Origin of the sequence: Lewinella sp. LCG006 (genome assembly GCF_040784935.1) — a bacterium.
Classification (GTDB): Bacteria; Bacteroidota; Bacteroidia; order Chitinophagales; family Saprospiraceae; genus Lewinella.
The window spans coordinates 708,340-731,768 of record NZ_CP160680.1 but is presented as its reverse complement, the minus strand read 5'-3'; the positions used below and the strand labels follow the sequence as shown (position 1 = coordinate 731,768).

At 50.3% G+C, this 23,429-nt stretch carries 14 protein-coding genes and 1 tRNA gene; 7 read left to right on the top strand and 8 right to left on the bottom strand.

What is annotated here, in order from left to right:
* Positions 1 to 94: 94 nt before the first annotated feature.
* From AB0L18_RS02575 to AB0L18_RS02565, 3 genes are read right to left on the bottom strand one after another with little or no spacing between them, the layout of a single operon-like run.
* Positions 95 to 667, bottom strand: coding sequence for an HD domain-containing protein (locus AB0L18_RS02575; protein WP_367391023.1), 573 nt, complete (start codon positions 665 to 667; stop codon positions 95 to 97).
* An 8-nt stretch (positions 668 to 675) separates the two neighbouring features.
* Positions 676 to 1,797, bottom strand: a complete 1,122-nt coding sequence (locus AB0L18_RS02570; RefSeq protein ID WP_367391022.1) for an Sb-PDE family phosphodiesterase — start codon at positions 1,795 to 1,797, stop codon at positions 676 to 678.
* A gap of 33 nt (positions 1,798 to 1,830) precedes the next feature.
* On the bottom strand, positions 1,831 to 2,964 hold the full coding sequence (locus AB0L18_RS02565) for a TIGR03364 family FAD-dependent oxidoreductase (protein ID WP_367391021.1): 1,134 nt from the start codon (positions 2,962 to 2,964) through the stop codon (positions 1,831 to 1,833).
* Between the two features lie 187 nt (positions 2,965 to 3,151).
* On the opposite strand from AB0L18_RS02565, the gene AB0L18_RS02560 reads away from it, so the two are divergent.
* From AB0L18_RS02560 to AB0L18_RS02540, 5 genes are all read left to right on the top strand, one after another.
* Positions 3,152 to 3,733, top strand: coding sequence for a helix-turn-helix domain-containing protein (locus AB0L18_RS02560; protein ID WP_367391020.1), 582 nt, complete (start codon positions 3,152 to 3,154; stop codon positions 3,731 to 3,733).
* A gap of 36 nt (positions 3,734 to 3,769) precedes the next feature.
* A complete protein-coding gene (locus AB0L18_RS02555; RefSeq protein WP_367391019.1) occupies positions 3,770 to 4,519 on the top strand; it encodes an HAD family hydrolase in 750 nt (249 codons plus the stop codon).
* A 7-nt stretch (positions 4,520 to 4,526) separates the two neighbouring features.
* A complete protein-coding gene (locus AB0L18_RS02550; RefSeq protein WP_367391018.1) occupies positions 4,527 to 5,813 on the top strand; it encodes a DUF5690 family protein in 1,287 nt (428 codons plus the stop codon).
* 46 nt (positions 5,814 to 5,859) lie between these two features.
* Positions 5,860 to 6,957: an alkaline phosphatase family protein gene (locus AB0L18_RS02545; protein WP_367391017.1), complete on the top strand. Its 1,098-nt coding sequence runs from the start codon at positions 5,860 to 5,862 to the stop codon at positions 6,955 to 6,957.
* A gap of 150 nt (positions 6,958 to 7,107) precedes the next feature.
* Positions 7,108 to 7,181 (top strand) — tRNA-Asn (locus AB0L18_RS02540).
* A 666-nt stretch (positions 7,182 to 7,847) separates the two neighbouring features.
* Here AB0L18_RS02540 and uvrA read toward each other — a convergent pair.
* The gene (uvrA, locus tag AB0L18_RS02535) at positions 7,848 to 10,685 is read right to left on the bottom strand and encodes an excinuclease ABC subunit UvrA (protein ID WP_367393202.1); all 2,838 of its coding nucleotides are present in this window, start codon (positions 10,683 to 10,685) and stop codon (positions 7,848 to 7,850) included.
* A 551-nt stretch (positions 10,686 to 11,236) separates the two neighbouring features.
* Positions 11,237 to 13,687, bottom strand: coding sequence for an ABC transporter permease (locus tag AB0L18_RS02530; protein WP_367391016.1), 2,451 nt, complete (start codon positions 13,685 to 13,687; stop codon positions 11,237 to 11,239).
* 286 nt (positions 13,688 to 13,973) lie between these two features.
* Here AB0L18_RS02530 and AB0L18_RS02525 point away from each other — a divergent pair, with 286 nt between their 5' ends.
* Positions 13,974 to 16,100 carry a Tex family protein gene (locus AB0L18_RS02525; protein ID WP_367391015.1) on the top strand — a complete coding sequence of 709 codons (2,127 nt, stop codon included), beginning with the start codon at positions 13,974 to 13,976 and terminating at the stop codon, positions 16,098 to 16,100.
* Here the strand turns inward: AB0L18_RS02525 and AB0L18_RS02520 are convergent, their stop codons facing one another.
* Together AB0L18_RS02520 and AB0L18_RS02515 are read right to left on the bottom strand one after the other, a co-directional pair.
* Complete coding sequence (locus tag AB0L18_RS02520; protein WP_367391014.1) at positions 16,101 to 17,318, bottom strand: hypothetical protein; 1,218 nt, start codon at positions 17,316 to 17,318, stop codon at positions 16,101 to 16,103.
* Between the two features lie 41 nt (positions 17,319 to 17,359).
* The gene (locus tag AB0L18_RS02515) at positions 17,360 to 20,491 is read right to left on the bottom strand and encodes a WD40/YVTN/BNR-like repeat-containing protein (RefSeq protein ID WP_367391013.1); all 3,132 of its coding nucleotides are present in this window, start codon (positions 20,489 to 20,491) and stop codon (positions 17,360 to 17,362) included.
* 692 nt (positions 20,492 to 21,183) lie between these two features.
* Here AB0L18_RS02515 and AB0L18_RS02510 point away from each other — a divergent pair.
* Positions 21,184 to 22,092: a hypothetical protein gene (locus AB0L18_RS02510; RefSeq protein ID WP_367391012.1), complete on the top strand. Its 909-nt coding sequence runs from the start codon at positions 21,184 to 21,186 to the stop codon at positions 22,090 to 22,092.
* Here the strand turns inward: AB0L18_RS02510 and AB0L18_RS02505 are convergent.
* On the bottom strand, positions 22,054 to 23,397 hold the full coding sequence (locus tag AB0L18_RS02505) for an IS4 family transposase (RefSeq protein WP_367393132.1): 1,344 nt from the start codon (positions 23,395 to 23,397) through the stop codon (positions 22,054 to 22,056). The two genes, AB0L18_RS02510 and AB0L18_RS02505, sit on opposite strands and share 39 nt — an antisense overlap.
* Positions 23,398 to 23,429 lie beyond the last annotated feature (32 nt).

Here is a 23,429-nt window from a genome sequence, read left to right as displayed (position 1 = left end):
TGGTGGTGGTGTCTACCGTTCCTGTAGCTTGAGTTTCAACCCGAGCGTATCGCCAAGCTCGGGTTGAAACCCAAGCTGCGTTTAGCACTTGCCTTTATTGATAGCGCTTAGCGTTAAGCAACAATGCTGTCAGATAGTCCCAGTGCTCAGGCTTGATGGTAAAAGTGGTGTCCTTGGCTTGCTCGTCAATTTTTCGTAGCACAATTGAGTCGGTGAAAAAAGGCGATTGCTCAAAGTCTTTAGCTTCACGCATTTGCATCGGGCCACCCTGATAGCGAAGCGTTTCTTTACTAGCATCAGAAAGGGTATTGTAATAAGCAGTATCCGCAAAGCAGAGGTAACGTTTGGCATCTACGTGGTTGCGAATAGTGGTCAGCAACCGTTCCCGGAAGCCCAGCTGACGAAGAAATTCCTCACCAATTCGGTCGTGGGCCTCGGTGCCAAAGTTGCCCATACTTTGGATTTTTTGCTCCTCAATGGCTGGCAATAAATGCCCAATGTCGTGCAAAAATGCAGCCAGGATGAGTTCTTCGTGATACCCTTGCGCCTGTGCGATTAAGCCCGCTTGTACTGCGTGGGAATTTTGCGTGATTTGTTCCCCGTAAGCGGCCTCCCCGTGTTGGTGAAAAAGCCCAAGGATAAGGTCTTTTTTTTCTTCAATGGTCATTGCAAGGGTTATTCTATGGTGACGGGAATGGTAATCGAAGGGTGTACCCTTGGAGCCGTTATGGCATTCATTACTTCAAAATGGAGCTCCAGGCTACGGAGCTGATCCATTGTCTTTACGGAAAAAGTAGTCGTTGTGTTGGGAAGGAGCGTGACAAGGCCAGCGTTGTCGTGAAAGTTGTACTGGTCTTGGGTAGCCAATAAATATTCCACATCACTGTCATTATAAATAGTGACGTCTAGTACGGACGAGATTCCCTGGTAGGCAGCTTTGGAGACACTCAGGCTACTATTGATCAACGGCAGAAGGTGTTCACTATGACCAATAAGGGTATTCCTAAACCAAACCACCGTTCGTCCGGCAAACAAAGCTTCTTTGAGTGCTTCAGGAGTGCGTTCGAGTGCGAAAATCAAGGTGACTGGGCGGTGGCCACCGTGAGGAATTTCGTATTGCCAGTCTACCAATCCGTGGATGTCTGAAGTGCCCATGATGGTCAGGCCGTGATCAATAGCGATCTGCAATGCTTCGTCGCTAAAGGTGAGGTCATTGACGACTTCTATTCCATGGAGTAGTTTTTGATCAATTAGCAGTCGATGAAAATCATTGAGAAAAGCTACGCCGTCTCTTCGTTGAGCAATCCAGTTGGGGTGATTAGAAAAAACAAATGCTCCCTGGCGATTGGCTTCCACAAAGACCTCCAGCGAGTCTTCGATCAAAAGTTTATTGGCATCTTCAATGAAAATGGCGTTGGTATGTCCCGGAGGCATCTTGCGGGTGATTTCTGCACCGGGAATTACCAATATATCGTAAGGACGGGCAAATTGCTCCGCTAGTTCGAACGCACGATTGCGATCAGGGTGGGGTAGGTCTTCTTTGTGCGGTTGGTATTCGAGGTGCTCGGTTAGAGAAATTACATCAATACTATCACGGAGTGCTTCCTGTATCCTAATATCCGGCCACACGCTGCCATCTGAAAAAACGGTATGCTGATGAAAGTCAGAAACAATGGTTGTATACCCTGGTATATCAGGAAAATGAATGGCCCGCTCGTGGGCATGGTCGGCACTTGATTGTGCTATACTGTTGCTTAAGGAGCAAAGGCAAAACAGGATTAGGAGGGAATGTTTCATAATGACTGGTTTTTGATAGGTTGGTGGTTTTGGTCAGATGTTTTCGTTAATGATCTCTTCAGCAAGCCCAAAGGAAAGGGTCATTCCTGCCCCGCCTAATCCGGTTACAATCGTCACTCCTGGTTCGGGATGGAGAATCAGTTCGGTAGCGCCGTTCATCATTTTGGCGTAGACGCCGTGCCAATATTCGGCAATTTCCAGATCAGGTGCTTTCGCAAAACGATGCAAATAATCGAGAATGAGTTGATTGATCGCTTGTTTATCGAAGGGGCTGGGAGTATAGTCATACTCATGACTGTCTCCGATGGTGAGTTCTCCCAAGGCGGTTTGGGACACCATTACGTGGATGCCGTGCTGGTTGTAAGTGGGCAGTTCGCGAGCAATCCGTGCTTTGAGCGCGGGCAGGTGCTCGCACTGGGCAAAGGCCGCGTAGTGTTGCAGGGTGAGCCCGCCAGCTAAATTTGCCCCCAATTGCCAGTTGTTGGGCTGTGGAGCAGTTCGCATCATTTGTAGTTTGCAACGTTGCAAAGGTGCTTGCGCCAAGAGCTCAGGATACAAGGTGGAGAGGTCATCTCCTCCAGCGATGATGATGCGATCGGCGGTCCAGGATTGCTCGGCGGTATGTAGACGGGGATAATTGATTTCCCGAATGGTGTGTCGGTAATAAAGGTCTACACCCAGTTGTTCCCCAAGAAAAGCGTGAATTTGAGTGATGGCCTGGCGAGGGTCTACATTCACTTCGGTATGGCTGTATAAAGCACCGAGCAGACCTTCTTTTTTTACGGCAGGAGTGTAATCGACCACCTTTTGGGAGGAGGTTAGTGCAACTTGGTAGCCTTGTGCGCCAGCCAGCTCCGCAAATTCGGTGAGTACTTCCATCTCGTCGGCTTGGTAGGCGAGGTGGAGTGACCCGGCTGCTGTTGCCCAGAATTTACTTTTCTCAGCGAGGTCGAGCCAGTGTTGGCGGCTGCGTAAGGCGCGTTCGAGCCGATCGGGAGCTTGCCCAATGGGCCAGACCATCCCGAAGTTGCGGATGGTTGCTCCTACTGGGCGGTCATTGCGTTCGAAGAGAGCTACTTTTTGCCCAACTTGGGCAGCGTGATAGGCGTGGGCTGTTCCGACAATACCGCCTCCGATGACGGCCAGGTCGTAGTGTGATGTTGGCATGTAGAAGGAGTATGTTTACAAATAAGAAACTTTTCTTTCTGGCGGTGAAATTAGGTACATTGTAAAAGAGGTGTTGTTTTTGTTGAGTTAATTGATGTTTAAGTTTTTGTAAAAAGAATTATTTGTGTATTTGTAGTTGATTATTTATCAACTATGCTTTTACATTTGTAACCAAGATAATAGAATAATGAGTGAACATTTGTTATCGGACATTGGCCACCGGATTCGCCAATTGCGCAAAGAACAGGACAAGACCGTTGCTGGATTGGCAGAGCTGGCTGGCGTGAGCAAAAGCCTCTTGTCCAAGATCGAAAATGGCCGTACAGTGCCTTCTCTGCCGGTGCTTTTGAGTCTTATTAAAGCCCTTGATCTATTGCCAGAGGTTTTTTTTCAGGGACTTTCCTTTGAAGCTCCTCAGAAATACATCCACCGTACGGTGGCAGAGCGGCAGGTCATCGAGAAAGAAGAAGAGGCCGTGGGTTTCCGCTACGAGCGAATGTTGGAACGAAGCTTCAGTGATTTCACGTTAGAGGCTGTCATGTTAGACATTGAGCCTGGTGCCAAACGCGCCATGGTGAGTACCGATGCCTGGGAGTTCAAATTTGTCCTTCAGGGAGCGTTGCAATACCAAATCGAAGAAGAGGTGATTCCCCTAAAGAAGGGAGATGCTTTGCTTTATGATGGCCGCCGATTGCACGTACCTCGCAACGAAGGAGAGGAAACTGCTAAAATGCTGGTGCTCTATTTGTACGATAAAGTATCGGATTAATAATAACCTACCCACTAAAAATAATCTATCCATCACATGTTGACGAATGAAATTGAAATGGTCGTTTTCGATATGGCGGGAACCACCGTACGCGATCAATCTGAAGTAGAACATTGTTTTTACCAGGCCGCCGTAGAGACCGGTCTGGATGCTGATAAAGACCAGATTAAAGCCATGCAGGGCCTCCCTAAGTTGGAAGTTGTCCAAACCTTGTGGGCGAAAAAAATGGATGCCGGTACTAATGTCTACCAGGAAAAAGTGCAAATTACCTACGACCACTTTCGGCACGTTTTAGAGACACATTACCAAACGGCCGAAGTAGTACCCACCGAGGGAGCACTCGCAACCTTCGCATGGCTGCGGGAACGAAATATTAAAATCGTCCTCACCACCGGTTTTTACCGCAAGGTGGCCAATATCATCCTCGATCGTCTGGGTTGGAATATAGGACTAGACGATAACTTCAGGGCAATAAGCCCGGATGCCATCATCGATTTGTCGCTTACACCTGATGAAACCGGAGCGGGTCGCCCGCACCCGGCGATGATTTTGCATGCCATGAAAACCTTTGGGATTACCGACCCCAAGCGGGTAGTGAAAATCGGAGATACCCCGGCCGACCTACAAGCAGGTGCCGCTGCTGGTGTGGGCCTCAACCTGGGTGTGACCAATGGTACGCATACGGAGGAAGCACTTAAGGCTTATCCCCACCATGAACTGTTGTCGTCCATAGAGTTGTTGCCAAAAGCGATCACCCGGTATTTACAAACGAACGCTGCTAAATAGCTATTCTATGTTTCGTCCTGTTGCGAAATGGTCGCCTTTGGCCATCACGGTGTTTGCTATGTGTACGTCCTTTGCTACCTATTTCTGTATGTACGCATTTCGGCGACCATTTACCGTTGCAGCTTACGAAACAGCCACTGCTGTGGGGATGGTGGTCGACTTTAAAATAGCGATCATCATCGCGCAGGTATTGGGTTATGCGACGTCCAAATTCATTGGTATCAAATTCATTTCGGAATTGCGCCCCGGGGTGCGTTTTCGGATGTTGCTTAGGTTGGTGGGGATCGCCTGGTTGGCCTTGTTGGGGTTTGCGCTCAGCAAAGATTCCGGATGGAGTTTGCTGTTTTTATTCCTCAACGGACTCCCATTAGGCATGGTCTGGGGCGTGGTTTTTAGTTATCTCGAAGGCCGGCAAACCACCGAATTACTGGGCGCCGCCCTGTGTGCTAGCTTTATTGTTGCTTCCGGCGTGGTAAAATCGGTAGGAGCCTGGCTGATCCAGTACCAGTCCGTAAGCGAATACTGGATGCCTTTTGCTACCGGCGCTATCTTCTTACCCGGCTTGGTGCTTGGAGGTTGGCTGATGGAAAAAATTCCGCAACCAAGCAACCAAGATGTCGCGCTGCGTACGGAACGAGCCCCCATGACCAAAGTGGAACGAAAAGCCTTTTCTCGCAAGCATGGTTTGGGCATCCTGGCACTCATCGTTTGCTACGTAAGTATCACCATCTATCGTGATTTTCGAGACAATTTTGCGCTGGAACTGTGGACTGGCCTCGGTTACGGAGATGCTCCGGCTATCTTTACTTTGGCAGAATTACCCATTGCGGTGCTCACTTTAGTGATGCTGGCGCTCACCATGTTTATTCGCAATAACCGAACAGCTTTTTTACTCTATCTCTGGTTGATTCTCGGCGGCGGCCTTGTGGTGGGTGGTAGTACCATTGCGTTTCAGGCGGGCGTTTTGCCGGGTGCTTGGTGGATGATCCTAATCGGTGCCGGGCTTTATATTATTTACATCCCGTACAACGCCATCCTTTTCGAACGACTGATCGCTGCCTTGGGCAGTGTCGCCAATGTAGGCTTTTTAATCTACCTAGCGGATGCCTGGGGCTACGCCGGTAGTGTCTTGACCTTGTTGTATAGAAATTTTGGCCAGGGAGAGCTCAGCTGGTTGATTTTTTTTACCAAAATGAGCTACTTAGTTGCGCTCGTGAGTTGTGCAACTACAATAATCGCTATTGTCTATTTCTATCATAAAATAAAGCAAGCACCTGTTTTGGGGGCTGTTTAGGAACTGGATCATTTATTGTTTTTACGTTCCTTAAAAAAACTAAGTCATGAAAAATTTAATTGCTACGTTATTGATTGCATTCAGTGGCTTTACCCTTGTTGGTCAAAGTAGCGAGCTGCTTACGGAAAACGTTTTCATCATTACATTGGATGGCCTGCGTTGGGAAGAGCTTTACGGCGGCATCGTCGATTCGATGGTGGATAACCGCGAACTGACGAGCTATCAAGACGAGATCAGAAAGGAATTTGGTGGCGAAACGGCCGAAGTGCGTCGGGCGAAACTGATGCCTTTCTTTTGGGATGTCATCGCTAAGCAAGGCCAGCTACACGGAAATCGGTGGTTGGGGAATAAAGGAAACCTGACCAACTTCTTTTGGTTTTCTTACCCCGGTTACAATGAGATTCTCAGCGGCTTCAGCGACCCTCGGATCAACAGCAACAACAAAGTCAATAATCCTAATAAGACCTTGTTGGAGTGGCTCAACGAGCAGCCCGCTTTCCACAGTCGGGTAGCGGCCTTTGGTTCCTGGGATGTCTTTGACTACATCGTCAATGAAGAGCGCAGCGGCATTCCCGTAAATTGTGGATACGATCTGGCAGAGGGAGATCATTTATCCGCCAAGGAAATCTTCCTCAATGAATTGAGCCAGCAGGCACCGCTCCTTTGGAACAGCGTTCGCCCGGATTTCCTGACCCACAACTACATGATGGAATACGTTAAGCGGCAACACCCTCGCGTCGTGTACATCAGTTATGGCGAAACCGATGATTTTGCACACGATGGTTCCTACAATCGCTATCTCTATAGCGCCCACCAAACCGATCAGATGATTGGCCAATTATGGGAATACCTACAAAGTGACCCGGTCTACGCTGGCAAAACCACCCTCTTAATCACCACGGATCACGGCCGCGGCAACAGCCCTATGACCGAGTGGAAAAGCCACGGAAAAACCTACGATGGGTCAAACGCCATCTGGTTGGCCGCCCTGGGCCCTGACACTCCCGCCTTAGGTGAGGTTAAAACAGAGGGCCAATGGTGGCAAAATCAAGTGGCCAAAACCGCCGCTGCTTGCCTTGGTTTGGATTATTCCAACCCCACAGACGAGGTTGGGCCCGTTATTGAAAGTGTATTGAAAGAATAATTTTTAGTGCCAAAGGGGAAAGGTAGGTTTCGGTCTGCCCAGTAGTCTTAAAGTACGGCACAGTAGGTTTTGTAAACCGAAACGCAGGAAGTGTGCTGTATTCGGTACCCCAAAAGGGTGCGGAGCAGTTGGTCAGGCACATTTCAGTGGCAAGGAGTTAGCTCAGTTGGTAGAGCATTAGATTGTTAATCTAAAGTGGACAAGTTCGAATCTTGTATTCTTAACTAGCAAAGGCCTGACCGGTACCGGGTAAGCAAAGCGCCTAATTCCTGGAAGTTACGACTTAACCAGGAGTCACCAAAGCCCGCAAGGCTGAGGTACTTGATGAATGTTTGCACTTTAGGTAAGCGTTAAAAACGTAACCGAATGCTCCGCAAGAGCAGAGAGAAAAACAGCAGTCGAGAATGCCCCGTACGACGAGAGACACGCCACTCTCCAAAAAAGGCGGCGCTGTCAGTGTACCAATTCGGTTGGTGGACAAGCTGAGAACCATGGTTTTAGCAGATCCTGGATAATGCAGCAAAGGCACTGGCGCAAAAGGCTTAGTCTCCGCCTTTTTTATATTTTCAAATAGAATGGTAGATGTCATTTTCAGGCCACAAAAAAAGGGCCCAACGGGAAGATCTTTCCTTGTTACACCGAGCCTCAAGTGCAAGATCTTGTGCTGTTTTGGTATCCGAAAAATTTGGTATCCGTCGTAGTGAGCTTATCGCAATCGTTAAAGCAAAAACAGGCATTGATATGCACAATATGCCTGATTCCGCAAGCATCAATCAATCGGTCGAATTTCTGGACTGGTACCGTTTTAATCGAAGAAAATAACTATTCCAACCTTTACACCCTTCCAACCTTTACACCTTTTCAACGAACAAAACCAACGAACAAAACCATCAAACCAACTTCTCCCCCAAATACTGCCCCGTATAGGATTCCTTGACGTTGACCAAATCCTCCGGGCGGCCCTGAAACACCAAGTGGCCACCTTCGGCACCGCCCTCAGGGCCTAGGTCTACGACCCAGTCGGCGCATTTGACTACCTCCAGGTTGTGCTCTACCACCAGTACGGTATGGCCCTTTTCTACCAGCGCGTTCAGGGCATCCAGCAGTTTGCGAATATCGTGAAAATGGAGGCCTGTTGTAGGTTCGTCAAAGATGAAGAAAACGTGGTCGCGGGCACTTTCTTTGCTCAGGAAGGAAGCCAACTTCACCCGCTGCGCCTCACCACCCGATAGGGTAGAAGAGGCCTGCCCCAGCTGCACGTAGCCCAAGCCTACATCAAACAAGGGCTGTATTTTGCTCAGAATATCATCGTGGTCCTTGAAGAAATCCAGCGCTTCCTCAATGCTCAATTCCAGAATCTGGTGGATGTTTTTACCATTGTAGGTCACATCTAGCAAGTCCGACTTGAAGCGCTTGCCACCACAAGTTTCACACTCCAGGCGAATGTCCGCCAGAAACTGCATTTCTACTACAATCTCACCATCACCTTTGCATTCGTCGCAGCGGCCACCGTCCACATTGAAGGAAAAGTGCCCCGGCTTGTAGCCCCGGATTTTCGACAATTGCTGGTCCGACATCAATTTACGGATGGCATCGTAAGCCTTCACGTAGGTGATCGGGTTCGAGCGCGATGATTTACCAATAGGTTTCTGGTTCACCAGCTCTACCTGGGTCAGCATGCCGATCTCCCCGGCCAATTCCTTGAATACACCGGGCGTTTTACTGTAAGTTTCTTCCAGCTTTTGTTTCAGCGCGCGGTAGATGATATCTTTTACCAGGCTGGTCTTGCCACTACCCGATACGCCCGTCACTACGGTCAGCGCGTTCAGGGGGATATCGGCATCTATGTTTTTGAGGTTATGTTGTCGTGCGCCGCGTACCCTTAGGAAGTTGCTCACCGGACGGCGACTCTCAGGTACGGGTATGGCCATCCGTCCGCTCATGTATTTGGTCGTTAGGCTCTCGGTGGCTTCATCGTAGATGTCCGCGTAAGGCCCGGCGAATACCACCTCTCCGCCATGAATGCCCGCTGCCGGGCCGATGTCGATGAGGTAGTCGGCACTTTTGATTACGTCTTCCTCGTGCTCTACCACCACTACGGTATTGCCCAGGTCGCGCAGTCGCTCCAGCACGGTCACCAGCCTTCCCGTATCTCGTGGATGCAACCCAATGCTGGGTTCGTCCAGCAGGTACATCGAGGCGGTAAGGTTGCTGCCTAGGGTGCGGGTCAGGTTGATCCGCTGGGTTTCTCCACCACTGAGGGTATTCGATAGGCGACTCAAAGTCAGGTAACCCAGCCCTAGGTCAAACATGAACTTCAAACGGTTATTGACTTCCAGCAGCAAGCGCCGACCAATCTGTCGGTCGTTTTCATTCAGTTTCAACTCCGCAAACAAGGTCAGCAAATTCTTGATCGGCATATCCGTCAATTCCGTGATCGGATGCCCGTCTACCAATACGTATGATGCCTCCTGGCGGAGTCTGCTACCATCACATTCCGGGCAACGTGTCCGCCCGCGGTAGCGAGCCAACATTACGCGGTTCTGGATTTTGTACATCTTCTCCTGCAACTCGCCGAAGAAGGCATCCACCCCCTCAAAGTAGCTGTTGCCCCGCCATAATAGGCGCTGCTCTGGCCGACTCAAATCCTGGTAAGGGGTATGCACCGGGAAGTCGAACTTGTGCGCCACTTCCAGAAATCTATCTAGCGACTGGCCGTAGCGCTCACCTTTCCAGCAGGCTATGGCTCCTTCGTATACACTCAGCGCAGGGTTAGGGATAACTTTGGTCTCATCAATCCCCATCACCAAGCTGAAACCTTCACATTTTGGGCAAGCACCATAAGGGTTGTTGAAGTTGAAGAGCTGTGGTGAGGGTTCCAGAAAGGTCATCCCATCCAGCTCAAAGCGGTTGTTGAAGTTCTTGCTTTCTCCGTCAATGACCATCACCTGGCAGTCGCCCTCACTTTCGTAAAAGGCCGTCTGCACCGAGTCCGCAATCCGCTTGTTGTTCTCCTCGTCATCTTTTTTTACGACCACCCGGTCGATCAGTATCATAAGCTCTTCCTCCAGCTTTTCCAGCTTCTTGCTCAGGTTCTTGTCTTTCGACTCCATCAGCTCCTGGATGTCCTGCAACTCACCTTCCCAAAATACGCGGGTGTAGCCCTTCTGCAACAGCAGCTGCAGCTCGGCACCCAAGGTGCGGTCGCGGTATTTAGCGGGGGCTGGGGCCAATAGTTGCACCTTACTACCCTCAGGCAATTGCAGGATGTAGTCGACCACGTCCGACACCTCGTGTTTCTTCACCTCCATCCCCGATATTGGGCTCACCGTCTTGCCTATTCTGGCGTACAGCAGCCGCAGATAATCGTACACTTCTGTCAAGGTACCCACGGTTGAGCGGGCATTGGCCGTACTCACTTTCTGCTCAATGGCAATGGCTGGACAGATACCTTTGATGTAGTCCACATCCGGCTTCTTCATCCGCATCAGGAACTGCCGCGCGTAGCTCGACAGGCTCTCCACGTAGCGCCGTTGCCCTTCCGCAAACAGCGTATCCATCGTTATCGACGATTTCCCCGACCCCGAAACACCGGTGACCACCACCAGCTTGTTCTTCGGAATATCCAGACTTATGTTCTTCAAATTGTTGCTGCGCGCGCCTTTAATAAAGATGGTATTGCGCAAGTCAGCCTTGGTGATTTCTCGGGTCGTATCTACGGAACTCATGCGTTCTTTTTGGTCTAGTATAAGCAACAAAGATACAAGCTTTGAGTTGTCTAGCGCAGGATAATTAGAGGATTTGTTGTTATTTGTTGATTTTGCTAATTTGTTTTAATTATTTGTTTCAGTGTGGGCCCCACCTGCTCCCGTCCCGACTTTTCTAGTCGGGACGGGATCGGTGCCGCGTCGTCCGCACTGCGCTGCCGCCGCAGTGCTACCACCGCTGGTCCTTGTGGCCTCCGGCCACCGCGCTCCGGCCTCCGGCCTGCGCGCCAGGATGCGACAAACACTGAGATATTTTCTTCAGCAAAAAAAAGCAAATCCTTGCTACTAGCTCCACCAAATGTACCCCGCTGGCGGGGTCGACTTGCAAAGTCGGGGGTGGGTAAACCGCTGGGGGGGGCGACTTGCAGCACAAGTACGCTCTAATTAAGAATTTATGTATTTTACCTTATTGTGCGATCAGCCGCATCACAACCATCACTTAAATAGTGCGCTAATGTCTACCGATTCACTTCCTCTCTACCTGGTTGTTGCTATTGTCATGGCTTCCAACCCTACGTCCCCCGCAGCGAATCCACCGGATTCCCCAGCGCCGTCCGCAGCGACTGAAACCCTACGGCCAGTAGTGCCACCACCAGCAGTACCCCACCCGTAAGGAAGAAGGTACTGATACTGATCGCTGTAGCGTACACAAAACCCTGCAACCACTGCTGCATCAAGTACCACGAAATTGGTAAGCTGATCACCAAGGCAATAAGAATCAATTTGCCAAAGTCGCGAGTCAGCAGCAGGAATAGTCCACTCACCGAAGCACCCAGGACTTTGCGGATACTTACTTCTTTTTGCCTTTGGAGCGCCGTGAACGTAGCTAAACCCAAGAGTCCAATACTAGCAATGAGTATAGATAAGAAGGCGAATAGTCGAGCTACTTTACCCATCCGGATTTCGGCCTCGTACATTTGCGTAAAACCTTCATCCAGGAAGGTGTACTGAAAAGGCTGGTGCGGAGCCAGGGCCTTCCACTGTTGTTCAATGTCGGTAAGGAGGCCAGGAAGATTCGTAGGGGTCACCCTTGCGGCCACAAAGCGATTACTCTGACCTTGATGCAGTACCAATGGTTCAATTTCATGGTGGAAGGATTCGTAGTGGAAGTCTTTTACCACCCCCACAATATTGTAAACATAAAGTGCTGACTGATCACCAGCATCATCGCCAAAGTTGCGGCTGATCTGTTGGCCAATGACGTCACCAGTAAGGTGAAACTCCCGAATGGCTGCTTCGTTGACGATGACGTTGGTCGTGGTTCCCGTTTCGGTGGTAGGGGCAAAGTTGCGACCCTCTACCAGTTCGATGTCCATCGTAGGCAGGTAGTTTTCGTCAACGTACCACACCTGCATCATGTACAAAGCACTCTTTTCGGGGCTATTGCCCAAAAAGTAACCACTCTTGTTCCTGCTGGAAGGCGTAGGCAAGTAGCTGGTGGTTGCCAGGCTTTTTACCCTGGCGTCCATTTTTAGTTGGGAGGTAAAGGCTGATAGCTGATCGCCTAGTCCATAAGCACCATCAATGAGCAGGAGTTGTTCCTTGTTGTAACCCAGTTTTTTCTCCTGTACAAATTGCATTTGTCGATACACCGTGAGAGTACTTACCAAGAGTAAAGTCGTAATAGCAAACTGAAAGACAACCAGCGTACCCCGCAAGTCCAATTGGCTACGGCGCTTACCATTACCAGGTAAGCGTTGCTGAATAGCTTCCATAGGACGGAAACCCGCTAATACAAAGGAAGGATAAGCTCCTGCAAGTAACCCAATAAGCGCAACCAGTGAAAACCCAATTCCTACCATCAAGGGTTGTTCCATAAAAAAGCTCATCCTGATCGATTTACCTGCCAGTTCGTTGAAGTAGGGGAGGGCAATGCGCATCCCTATCAGCGCTATTCCCAATGCCAGAAATGCCAACAGGGTACTCTCCGATAAGAATTGCCCCATAAGTTGCAACCGACCAGCACCAACGACTTTTCTCACTCCCACTTCCCGGGAACGGGTTGAAGCCCTGGCGGTCGCTAGATTTACAAAGTTGATTGCAGCCAGCAACAAGATGAAGATACCCACGGCAGCAAAAATATAGAGGTATTTGATATCGCTACTCGGCCCAAGGTTCTCCTGGAATTCAGAATGGAGATAAATATCACGTAGCGGCATAAGGGTAAATTCTCCGGAGTTGCCCGCAGCAAGAAAATCATCAAAAGAAATTTTCAGGAAGCGTTCCATTTCACTGCCCAGATGCCTACGGAGAAATTCCGGGAGTTTGGCTTCAATATTAGCAATTTGGGCCCCTTCGCGAAGCAGGAAGTAGGTTTCAAAATTCATGTTGGTCCACAAGGTTTCGCGACTTTCATCCAAGCTGGCCATTGCTAGGAAAATATCCTGTTGGATCGTAGAGTTTTTCGGGATGTCTGCCAAAACACCATTTATGACATAGTCCGACTCATTGTCTAATTGAATTGTTTTACCAATAGGATTTTGACTGCCGAAATATTTTTTGGCAATGGACTGAGTAACGATGGCCGTCCCGGCTTGTCGCAAAATGCTGTTCGGGTCACCCTCAAGGAGGGTAAAATCAAAAATGTCTAATAAGGTGCTGTCGGCATAAACGACTTCACTTTCCTGGAAGCTTTGGTTTTCGTAACGAACTAGAAACTCTCCCGTCTCTCTAAAGCGCATGAAGTTCTCTACCTCAGGAAATTCTTCGAGCATAACGGCACCTACCGGAGCACCTAGCTGCGGCACGGTCAGGTCATTTTCTCCCATTTTCCCGACGAAATTCATTCGGACAATCCTGTCTCCTTTTTCGTGGAAACGATTGTAACTCAGTTCATCCTGAATGAAAGCAGCAATGAAGAGGAAACACAACATACCACTGCTCAAGCCGAGTAGGTTGATACCACTGTAGAAGCGGTTCTTCCACAAATTTCTCAAGGCGGTTTTTAGATAGTTCTTTAACATGTGTCGGGTGATTTCTATTCTGGCTAAAGATAGCAAGAGGTGTGCCGAAGGTTGCAGCTTTTTGAAAATCAGTTGTTTGTGTGGTGGTGAAAGGTGGCTGAAGTGTGCATTACCGTGCAGTGCTGTACGAAAATGAACAGTTGGGTTATTAAAATAATTACTTATATTTTCTTATCTGCCCTTATAGGGTTCAGTGCTGTTTGTCTAAGAAATCCCTGTGCCTGGCATATTCAAATTTCTATTCTGCCGCCAATTTCCCATCTTTGCGTTCCCAAAAAAGAAGCTCATGTCATCAGCATTGATTAAAAGAATAGCACAAACGGTTAATATTTCAGAAAAGCAGGTAGCTGCCGCCTTGCGCCTGTTTGAGGATGGGGCAACGATTCCCTTTGTTGCCCGTTACCGGAAAGAAGCGACCGGAGAATTGGACGAAGTAGAGTTGGCCGAAATTCAACAAGAACACAAACGTCTGACTGATTTAGAGAAACGCCGCGAAACCATCCTTTCCGCCATTGCCGAGCAGGGCAAGCTTACTCCCGAATTGGAGCAGCGCATCCGTAATACCTACGATACCAACGAGCTGGAAGATTTGTACCTGCCCTACAAACGCAAGCGCAAAACCCGCGCCAGTGTGGCCCGCGAACGAGGATTGGAACCCCTCGCGCTAAAGATTTTGGAACAACGCCAGCAGCAAGGCATCGAAGCGATGGCTGCAACTTATCTCAACGACGAGGTCCCTACCATAGAAGATGCCCTGCAAGGTGCCCGCGACATCATCGCCGAAATAGCGAATGAAGACGAGAAAGCACGAAATACTGTGCGCAAGCACTTTCGCCGCGGCGCAGTCATTACAAGTAAAGTCGCGCGTGGTAAAGACACAGAAGCTGCTAAATACCAGGATTATTTCGACTATAGCGAACCGCTCAGTAAGTGCCCAAGTCACCGCTTGTTGGCTATTCGTCGTGGGGAAGAAGAAGGCCTCCTGCGGGTCATCATTGCCCCCGAAGACGAACTGGTCCTTGCCGATTTGGAACGTGGTTACCTCGATGGTTACGGCGAAGCCAGTCAGCAGGTGAAAATGGCCTTGCAAGACGGTTACCAGCGGCTCCTGGGGCCCAGCATCGAAACCGAATTCCGCAAGCTGGCCAAAGACAAAGCCGATAAAGAAGCCATCGAAGTATTCACCACCAACCTGCGGCAATTACTGCTGGCAGCACCTTTGGGGCAAAGAGCTACACTGGGGATTGATCCCGGTTTTCGTACCGGTTGCAAGGTTGTATGCCTGGACGCCAACGGCAACCTATTGTACCATACCACCATCTATCCCCACCCACCTCAGAGCAAAGACGCCGAAACCCGCTACATGCTCGAAGATATGGTCGATCGTTACCGGATTGAAGCAATCGCCGTGGGGAACGGTACCGCCGGACGGGAGACGCTCAGCCTGTGCAGCAGCATCAAATTTAACCATCGCGTGGAGGTGTTCTCCGTCAACGAAGCGGGTGCTTCCATCTATTCGGCCTCCGAAGCCGCGCGCGAAGAATTTGCCGAACTGGATCTCACCGTGCGCGGCGCAGTCTCTATCGGTCGCCGCTTGATGGATCCTCTGGCTGAGCTGGTCAAGATCGATCCTAAAAGCATCGGCGTTGGGCAGTACCAGCACGATGTCAACCAAACAATGCTGAAAGAAAGCCTCGACCGCACCGTAGAAAGCAGCGTGAACGCCGTCGGCATCAACCTCAATACCGCCAGCAAACACCTACTGACTTACGTCTCTGGTTTGGGGCCCACCCTGGCCCAGAACATTGTGGATTACCGTCGCGAAAACGGCCCCTTCAAATCACGTAAAACTTTGAAAAAGGTAGCTCGCCTGGGCGATAAAGCCTACGAACAAGCAGCTGGTTTCTTACGCATCCGCGATGGTAAGAATCCGCTGGATAATACGGCGGTACACCCCGAGCGCTACGCCCTGGTAGAACAGATGGCCAGCGACCTGGGCGTCAGCGTTACCGACTTGATTAAGCGTGGCGAACTACGCAAACAGATCAACCTCCGGCAGTACATCACGGAAGAGGTGGGCCTGCCTACCCTGAAAGACATCCTCCAGGAATTGGCCAAACCCGGCCTTGACCCCCGAGGCGAAGCCAAGTCCTTCCAGTTTGCTAACGTCAGCACCATAGATGACCTGTACGAGGGCATGCAATTGCCGGGCATCGTCACCAACGTCACCAATTTCGGTGCCTTCGTAGACATTGGGATCAAAGAAAACGGCCTGGTACACATCAGCCAATTGGCCGATAAATTTGTGAAAAACCCCGCCGATGTCGTCAGCCTCAACCAGCAGGTGCAGGTCCGGGTGGTGTCCATCGACCGTGAACGGAAACGGATACAATTGTCGATGAAGGGGGATTGATCACCAGCTATAGGCTGCTTGTAGCTGTAGTCGATAGCTAGTAGGTTGAGCCAGAAAGTACCTGTTGGGAAATGCGTTGGAATAGAGGATGTCGTCACTGTTTTTTTCGTAAAAGTGCCAATTCTGTGATAATGATTCTATCCGAAAATTAAATGCCAAATGAATATGTTGGTTAATACCCAGTTGTATACCTGACTGTAGATAATAACCTAATCGAGTATCGACAAAATTAGTAAACTCCTGTATTACCGGTTTATCTGGAACCGTTACAGGACCTTGCAGGGTAATCGTTCTACGAGAAGCAATTGGCGCAGCGATGACAGTTCCTCCTCCGATAGAAAACTGTACACGCCGCTTGGGGCTGGTTGCAAAATTCAATCCGGGATAAAAATACAATGCCGTAAATTCAAGCGATTCCCGTGCCTGAATATTGGTGTTAGGGGAAACTAACGTACTGTTTTGTTGGTGATTACTATGTAAGAAAAATACGTTCAATTGCGTTTTAAGCCATGGCCGATTTCGAAATATCTGACGTTGATAAAATAATGAAACAGCAGGGATGTAGATAGGCCAATAATACCTAGAGCTCTTAAATGTTGCCCTGTTACGACGATCATCAAACCTTGAGTAGAGTTTGCCGAGTATGTTATAAGCGACCCCTAATTGATGCTGATAGTTTTTAAATAGAGGCATCGGGTAATGCTTGGCCTCTCCAATACAATGATTGATTTGCCGAGCTACTTCTATGGCTTGGTATTCGTTTCTTATCTTATCTATTGGTTTGAATTGATGGCAGTTTTGGCGCAGGATGCGGTATCCTGCTTCTTTCGCTTTCAGATGGCTTAATAATTCCCACTGATCCTCTTTCACCAGGTAGTATTGTTCGTAGGCCCAATCCTGTATCACCTTGTATAAACGAATGTCACCTTGGTAGAGCAAGCGCATCAATTTGGGGTAGCCATTATGCACGTGGCGAGTGAGTAAGGTATCTCCCTGGTAAATCACCCAATCTATTTGATCAGGTAAGGTGATGATACTATCTCGATCCTGTTGCTGGTAGAAAACGAGTTGCTCTTCCTCTTCGAGTTGGAAGGGCATTTTTTTTAAGTAAGCAGTTCCAATGGTTCCGTCCGTCGTTTTCCAGGTTACCGGCAAAGACCGCTGGCCTGTCAAAACTGTTCCCAGCAGCACTAAGCCGCACATAATTTGTATTCGCATGAGAGTGCGCTTTTTAGTGTTAAAAAAATCAAAGCCCCCACCTACCGCAACAACCCAATCCCCGCATCCAGTAATTTTTGCTCCAGCCCCGGGATGATCTTTCCGGTGATCGTCTGGTATTCTTCCTCCAGCGGCTGCCACATCCGGTCCAGCTCATTGAGGCGTGCGCCCATTGCTTTGGTGACGTTGGGGAAGTTGGAATCCGCCTGCCCTTTCAGGAAAAAGTAATCCGCCGTAAGGCCATTCTCAAAATTGATCACATCGTCGTAGCTCTGCGATTTGCGCTGCACCAGCTTGCCGTCCCAGGCATCAATGGTCTTGAGCAGCTGCTGGCAGTTGGCCCGCAATTCGGTAGCGGTAACGGCAATTCGGGGTATCATGGCGACCAATCGTGCTCTTACCGCTTGCAGGTCGTTGACGGCCTGATGCATGGTGTTGATTTGTACGCTCACGGCCTGGATAAACGCAGCTTGCTCGGCGTAGGCTTTGTCGCTCACCTCATAGCCAGGGTGGGGGAGGACGCTTGCTTGTACGGATCTACTTTGGTCCCCTATCTTCAGTTGTAAAGTGTACTTGCCCGGAGCCACCCTTCCGCCGCGGTAACTACCTTCGATGTAGGCTTTCGGTGCTCCCAATAAGGGTTCATTTCTCAAATCCCAAACAAAGCGATTCAAGCCCGCTTTTTTCGGCAGCGTCGCTTCCGCAGAAGGGCCACCGTCGTAGCTCTCAAAATCCGGCTCGGCCTCCGAGGAATAGGTGCGATGCACTTCTCCTGAAGGACCTATGATTTGCAATTCCAAATCTTCCCCTACCATTGCTTCGGTCAGTTCATAATAGAATACCATCCCGGTGGCCGGGTTGATGCCCACGGTCGCATCCGTCCCCGCAAAATCATCCGTATTGCCATCCAGCGGACTGCCGGCATTCAAGCGGATTACATCAGCGGGTTGGTAGAAGAAAAAGGCTTTTTTCGGTTCTTCATACTGTCGGATCAATTCCAGATCATCCAGCACCCAAAAGGAACGCCCCTGCGTGGCGGCAATCACATCGCCCTGGTGAATCCTCAAATCCGTGATCGGCACCGCGGGCAGGTTGCCCTGAAAGGTCGTCCAGCTGCTACCACCATCCAGCGAAAGGTACAGTCCTAGCTCCGTACCAGCCAGGAGTAGCCCCGCGCGTTCACTATCCTCCCGGATCACCCGCGAGTACGCACCGTCGGGGATGCCTTGATTGATCTTGATCCAGCTCTTACCGTAGTCGGTCGTTTTATAATAGCCCGGCGCAAAGTCGTTGAATTTGTAGCGCGTCGTCGCCAGATAGGCCATCGCCGGATCGTGTGGCGATACCTCAATGGCGTTGATCAGGCACTCCGCCAGCCCTTTCGGGGTGACGTTGTTCCAGGTCTTGCCACCATCCCGGGTAAGGTGCACCAAGCCGTCGTCGCTGCCGGTCCAGATCGTGCCTTCAGTGTGGGGTGATTCTACCACGTAACTCAGCGTACCGTAGTTTTCTCCACCAGCGCCTTCGTTGGTGTAGGGTACGCCGCCTTTGCCTTGCTTGGTCTTGTCATTGCGCGTCAGGTCGGGCGACACCTCCGTCCAGCTGAGGCCCATGTCCTGGGTTTTCAACAGCACTTGGGCACCGTGGTAAAAGGTGTTGGCTTCGTGTTGCGACCAAATAATCGGCGCATTCCAGTTGAAACGGTAGCGCATATCCTTGGCTTTCAGCGCCAGGTATTGGTAGGGGGCGGCCATGATGTCCCGACCATCGCCAGTTTCCGTGTCCAGTACTTCGATGGTTCCCTGGTAGCTGCCGCCCATCACGTAGCGCGGGTTGTCGGGGTCAAAGGCCAAAAAGGCACTTTCACCACCGGCCGAGTAGGTCCAGTTACTTTCCGTAATGCTGCGGCCGCTGGTGTTGCGACTGGCAATCCTTACGGAGCTGTTATCTTGCTGCCCGCCGTAGATACGGTACGGAAAGTGGTTATCCACATTGATGCGGTAAAACTGCGCCGTGGGCATATTGTCCTGCGTCGACCAGGTATCGCCGCCGTTGAAGCTGATGGCCGCGCCGCCGTCGTTGGAGAGCACCATGTTTTCGCTGTTGTCGGGATTGATCCACAGATCATGGTGATCGCCGTGGGTGTCGCCCATCTCCGACCAGCTTTTACCACCATCGGTAGATTTCATCGCAGAGGCATTGAGCACGTACACCGTGTTCTCATCCAGCGGGTCCGCAAATACCTCAATGTAGTACCAGGCCCGCTGCACGAGGCGGTGCTCCTTGCTGATGCGCGACCAGGAGGCCCCCCCGTTTTGGGAAACAAACAAGCCACCTTGCTCTTTTTCGGTATCACTCTCCACCAGGGCGTACACTTTTTCCGGGTTGGCCCCACTCACCGCAATGCTCATCTTGCCCAGCTCCTTGGGCAGGCCTTCCTGAATCGGAGTCCAGGTCTCGCCGCTGTCGGTCGACTTGTACAAGCCACTGCCCGCACCGCCACTGATCACCTGCCAGGGCAGACGGCGGTGTTCCCACATGGCCGCGTAGAGGATGCGCGGATTGGTAGGGTCCATCACCAGGTGCGCGCAGCCCGTATCTTCGTTCACGTAGAGCGTATTGCGCCAGGTTTTTCCGCCGTCCGTACTTTTATAGACGCCGCGCTCGGTCGAGGGGCCGTGCAGTGCTCCTTGTGCTGCCACATATACCACTTCAGGATTGCTGGGATGGATGCGTACGCCGGAGATGTGGCGCGTCATTTCCAGCCCTATGTGTTGCCAGCTTTTGCCTGCGTCGGTCGATTTATAGACGCCGTCGCCGTAGGTGGTCATCACGCCTCGGGGCGCGTGTTCGCCCATGCCCACGTACACCACATTGGCATCGCTATTGGCTACTGCTACCGCTCCCACCGACCCGGTTTTGAAGTAAGCATCGGAGATATTGTGCCAGTACTGCCCCGCATCGCTGGTCTTCCACAGGCCCCCACCAGTCGTACCCATGTAGTAGGTCAGCGGATCACCCACCACCCCACAAGACGCTACCGAACGTCCTCCTCGAAACGGCCCGATATTCCGCCATTTAACGGGCGCAAAATAATCGTTCATCCCCACAGTTTGTCCCCCAAGCCCACCAACGGTCAGGAGGATCAGCAATACAACAACACAATTTTTCATACAGATGTAGTTTGAAAAACCAAGATAACCAGTTTACTGGTAATTTAGCAAAGGATCCTGTTTTGGGCGCTTCCCCTCCCGCCGGTCGGGGCCGGGTCGTCCGCTAGTCGCTGCTCGCTCGGCCCTTCCTGTGGTCGGGCTCCCCGCGTTGCGGGGCTGGCTCCCACCCCTAGCGCAGCTCCTCCCTTGATCCTGTGGATCGGCCCCTCCAGCGGGACACACTTTGTGACCGCTAGTAGCAACACCCCCCTCTCCGCAAACAGGACAACACCCCCAAAACCAAACGCCTGTCCTCCGCTGGCGGAGGTGCCCAAAGGGCGGAGGTGGACCGCCCTCGCCCAAACAACAAACCATCCCAACAAGAGCCCCAATGCCCAATCCAAAACCCCTGTCCTCCGCTGGAGGAGGTGTCCTAAGGACGGAGGAGGGCCGCCCTCACCGCTAGAGCACCTGGATTTTGTGTAAATGCATAAATGTATTTATACGAATGGCATGCTTATAACCGCCCGCTAATTCCCCGCACCTACTTGCATCTCTTTGCAGAATACCTTACTATTGAGCAAGCTGTGAATGTCTTCATTAAAACCGCGCGCCATGAAGAAAGCAAGACCCCTCGTCAAATTACTGAACACAATGCCCTTGTTCCAAGTGAATTCTAGCTCTCTAACCTTTGAAAAAATAATCCTCCAATAATGAGATATTATCTCTTTTTGTGCTGCGTGGGTATGGCCTTGGCCTTACCCGCCCAGCCCTATTTCAGCACCGCTTTTAGTTTTAGTGATTTGTACGGTCAAGCGGGTACTGCGATCACCACGGATCACGAGAGTACTATTTTTGTCAACACTTCTTTTTTTTGTTACCGTCCCGAGGAAGAAGAAACGTTTTTTTCCTGTGTAGCTACCCTGAGAACGGACATGACTGGCACGCTGATGGCAGTAGATACCTTTGAGGGGCTCTACTCCAATGGTCGCAATGAAAGTTTTTTTTGGCGCGATAGCTTATTGTATTCGATTGCTTCGATACAATTCCAGGAAGAACTCGACTCTCAAATGCTGGTGCGATCCATGAGGGCTGATTTGGAAGTTGTCCAACACAATAACCTGGATAGTGGATCACCTGATGAAAGCATTGGTTTTTTTGCACCTTATAGAGACGGATTTGTGGTGGTTAGTTCTAAGGGCTATCAAACCTGCGAGAATTGTGATACGACCCGAGTAATTTTTCTGGATCGAGAATTACAGATCATCAATGAGTTTAGTGTCCATGAGGAGGGTCCAGAGCCAGATATGTTTGGCGTTCACAGTTTGGTACTGCCTGACGGCACGATGGTAGGAACCGACATCGGTTGTGGCCTGGCAGCTCTCTGTGGAGCGGTGACGCGATTTGACACCACCGGGCAGATTCTCTGGCAAAATTACCTGGACAGTTCGGCAGAACACTCGGAGTTTTACGTCCCAAAACTGGCAGCCCTGCCCGAAGGCAATTTTCTGGTAAGCTGGATCGACAACCACGATCCTTTTCCCAGCACGTCTGGGGGAGTCACAACCTTCTTGGGTATGAGCCTACCGTATATACACATCTCCTTCAAATTCCGAATGTAGGTTTAGCATGTCCATTGCCTGCACAAATTCGTTGAGCCGTCGTAGGCCGTTCCACATCGTTATTGGCCCAGCAGGGCGTTGAGAAGCGTAGCCTGACCATCCTCCGAGCCTAGCAACGACCCATGCTGCGAAGGATAAAGAATTAGGCGGATAAGGATTTTTCAATTTCTCGGTATTACCTTCTAGTTGAGGATTGATTCGCTCAATGACTTTGATTACTTTGGGCTCAAACCCAGCCTCAATACCTAAGTCTTGAGGTTCATCGCGAGCTTGAACTAGCTGCATCACTCTTATAGAACTGATCAGCGCCAGTACCGTAAGGTTCTTGAGTGCAGCTGCATTTGATACTTGTGCCGATTGAACGTCCATTCCTTTCTTTTTCAATGTCCGAAAGACTTGCTCGATCACCCAGCGCTGTACATAATAGCCGATTATACGTAAAGCGTCATCCATACTCTGGATGCTGTGCGAAGTGAGTAATCGCCAATAGATAGGCTTTTCCTTACCTACCACGCTAGCTGGCTTTTCACGTACTTCAATAACCGTTACTTTTTGTCGGTCTACGAGGTGTTTTGTCCCCGTACCAGAACGTGGACGCGCTAAATCAATTGTAACCCATTTAACTTCTAACTCCGCCGTATGAGCCGTACGCTTATCGGTCGCTGGCAAGGCTATTGAATATTGTCCTTGTAGAGGTTGAGCATCCAGCGCCTGTTGTAGTTTATTGTGATCAACCTCCTTTAGCTTGCGGTTTTGAGAACTACGAATAACAAAGTCTACCCCCAGTGCTGTAAGTAAGACCAATAACTCATAGATATCAGCTTCTCGGTCTGCTACTACTGTTTGACTCTTGGCTCCCTGATTGTAGCTTACCGCCTTTTCTATTTCTTCGTACCAGCGATAAGACTCTTTTTCTTCTAGCTTTTCTCTATTACGATCTCGTCTCCGCTGAGCTTTATCAACAGCGTACTGTTTACGATCATATAATTGAGCAGAGGCTAAGCCTAAGCAATGATGGGTATGAGCATCCATGCTGATTACCGGATGCAAAAAAAAGCCTTGACCCCGGCCATCGCCGATCTCCGATAAGCCTTTGGCTTTACTATTGATACCGAACCCAACGGTAGAGGTATCACAAATCATTAATACATCCCGCCCTTTACTCTGGGCGGCAGTGCGTTCACAGGCTGATTGTATCATAAGCGATGGTGTGACAGATGGATTATTAACAAACCGGCCAAAAGCAACCTCCTCGCTGCGATTCTTTGCACACTGACGCAAAATAACGCTCTGCCTCGATGACATAGCCACTAACAGCCCAACATAGCGAACATCTA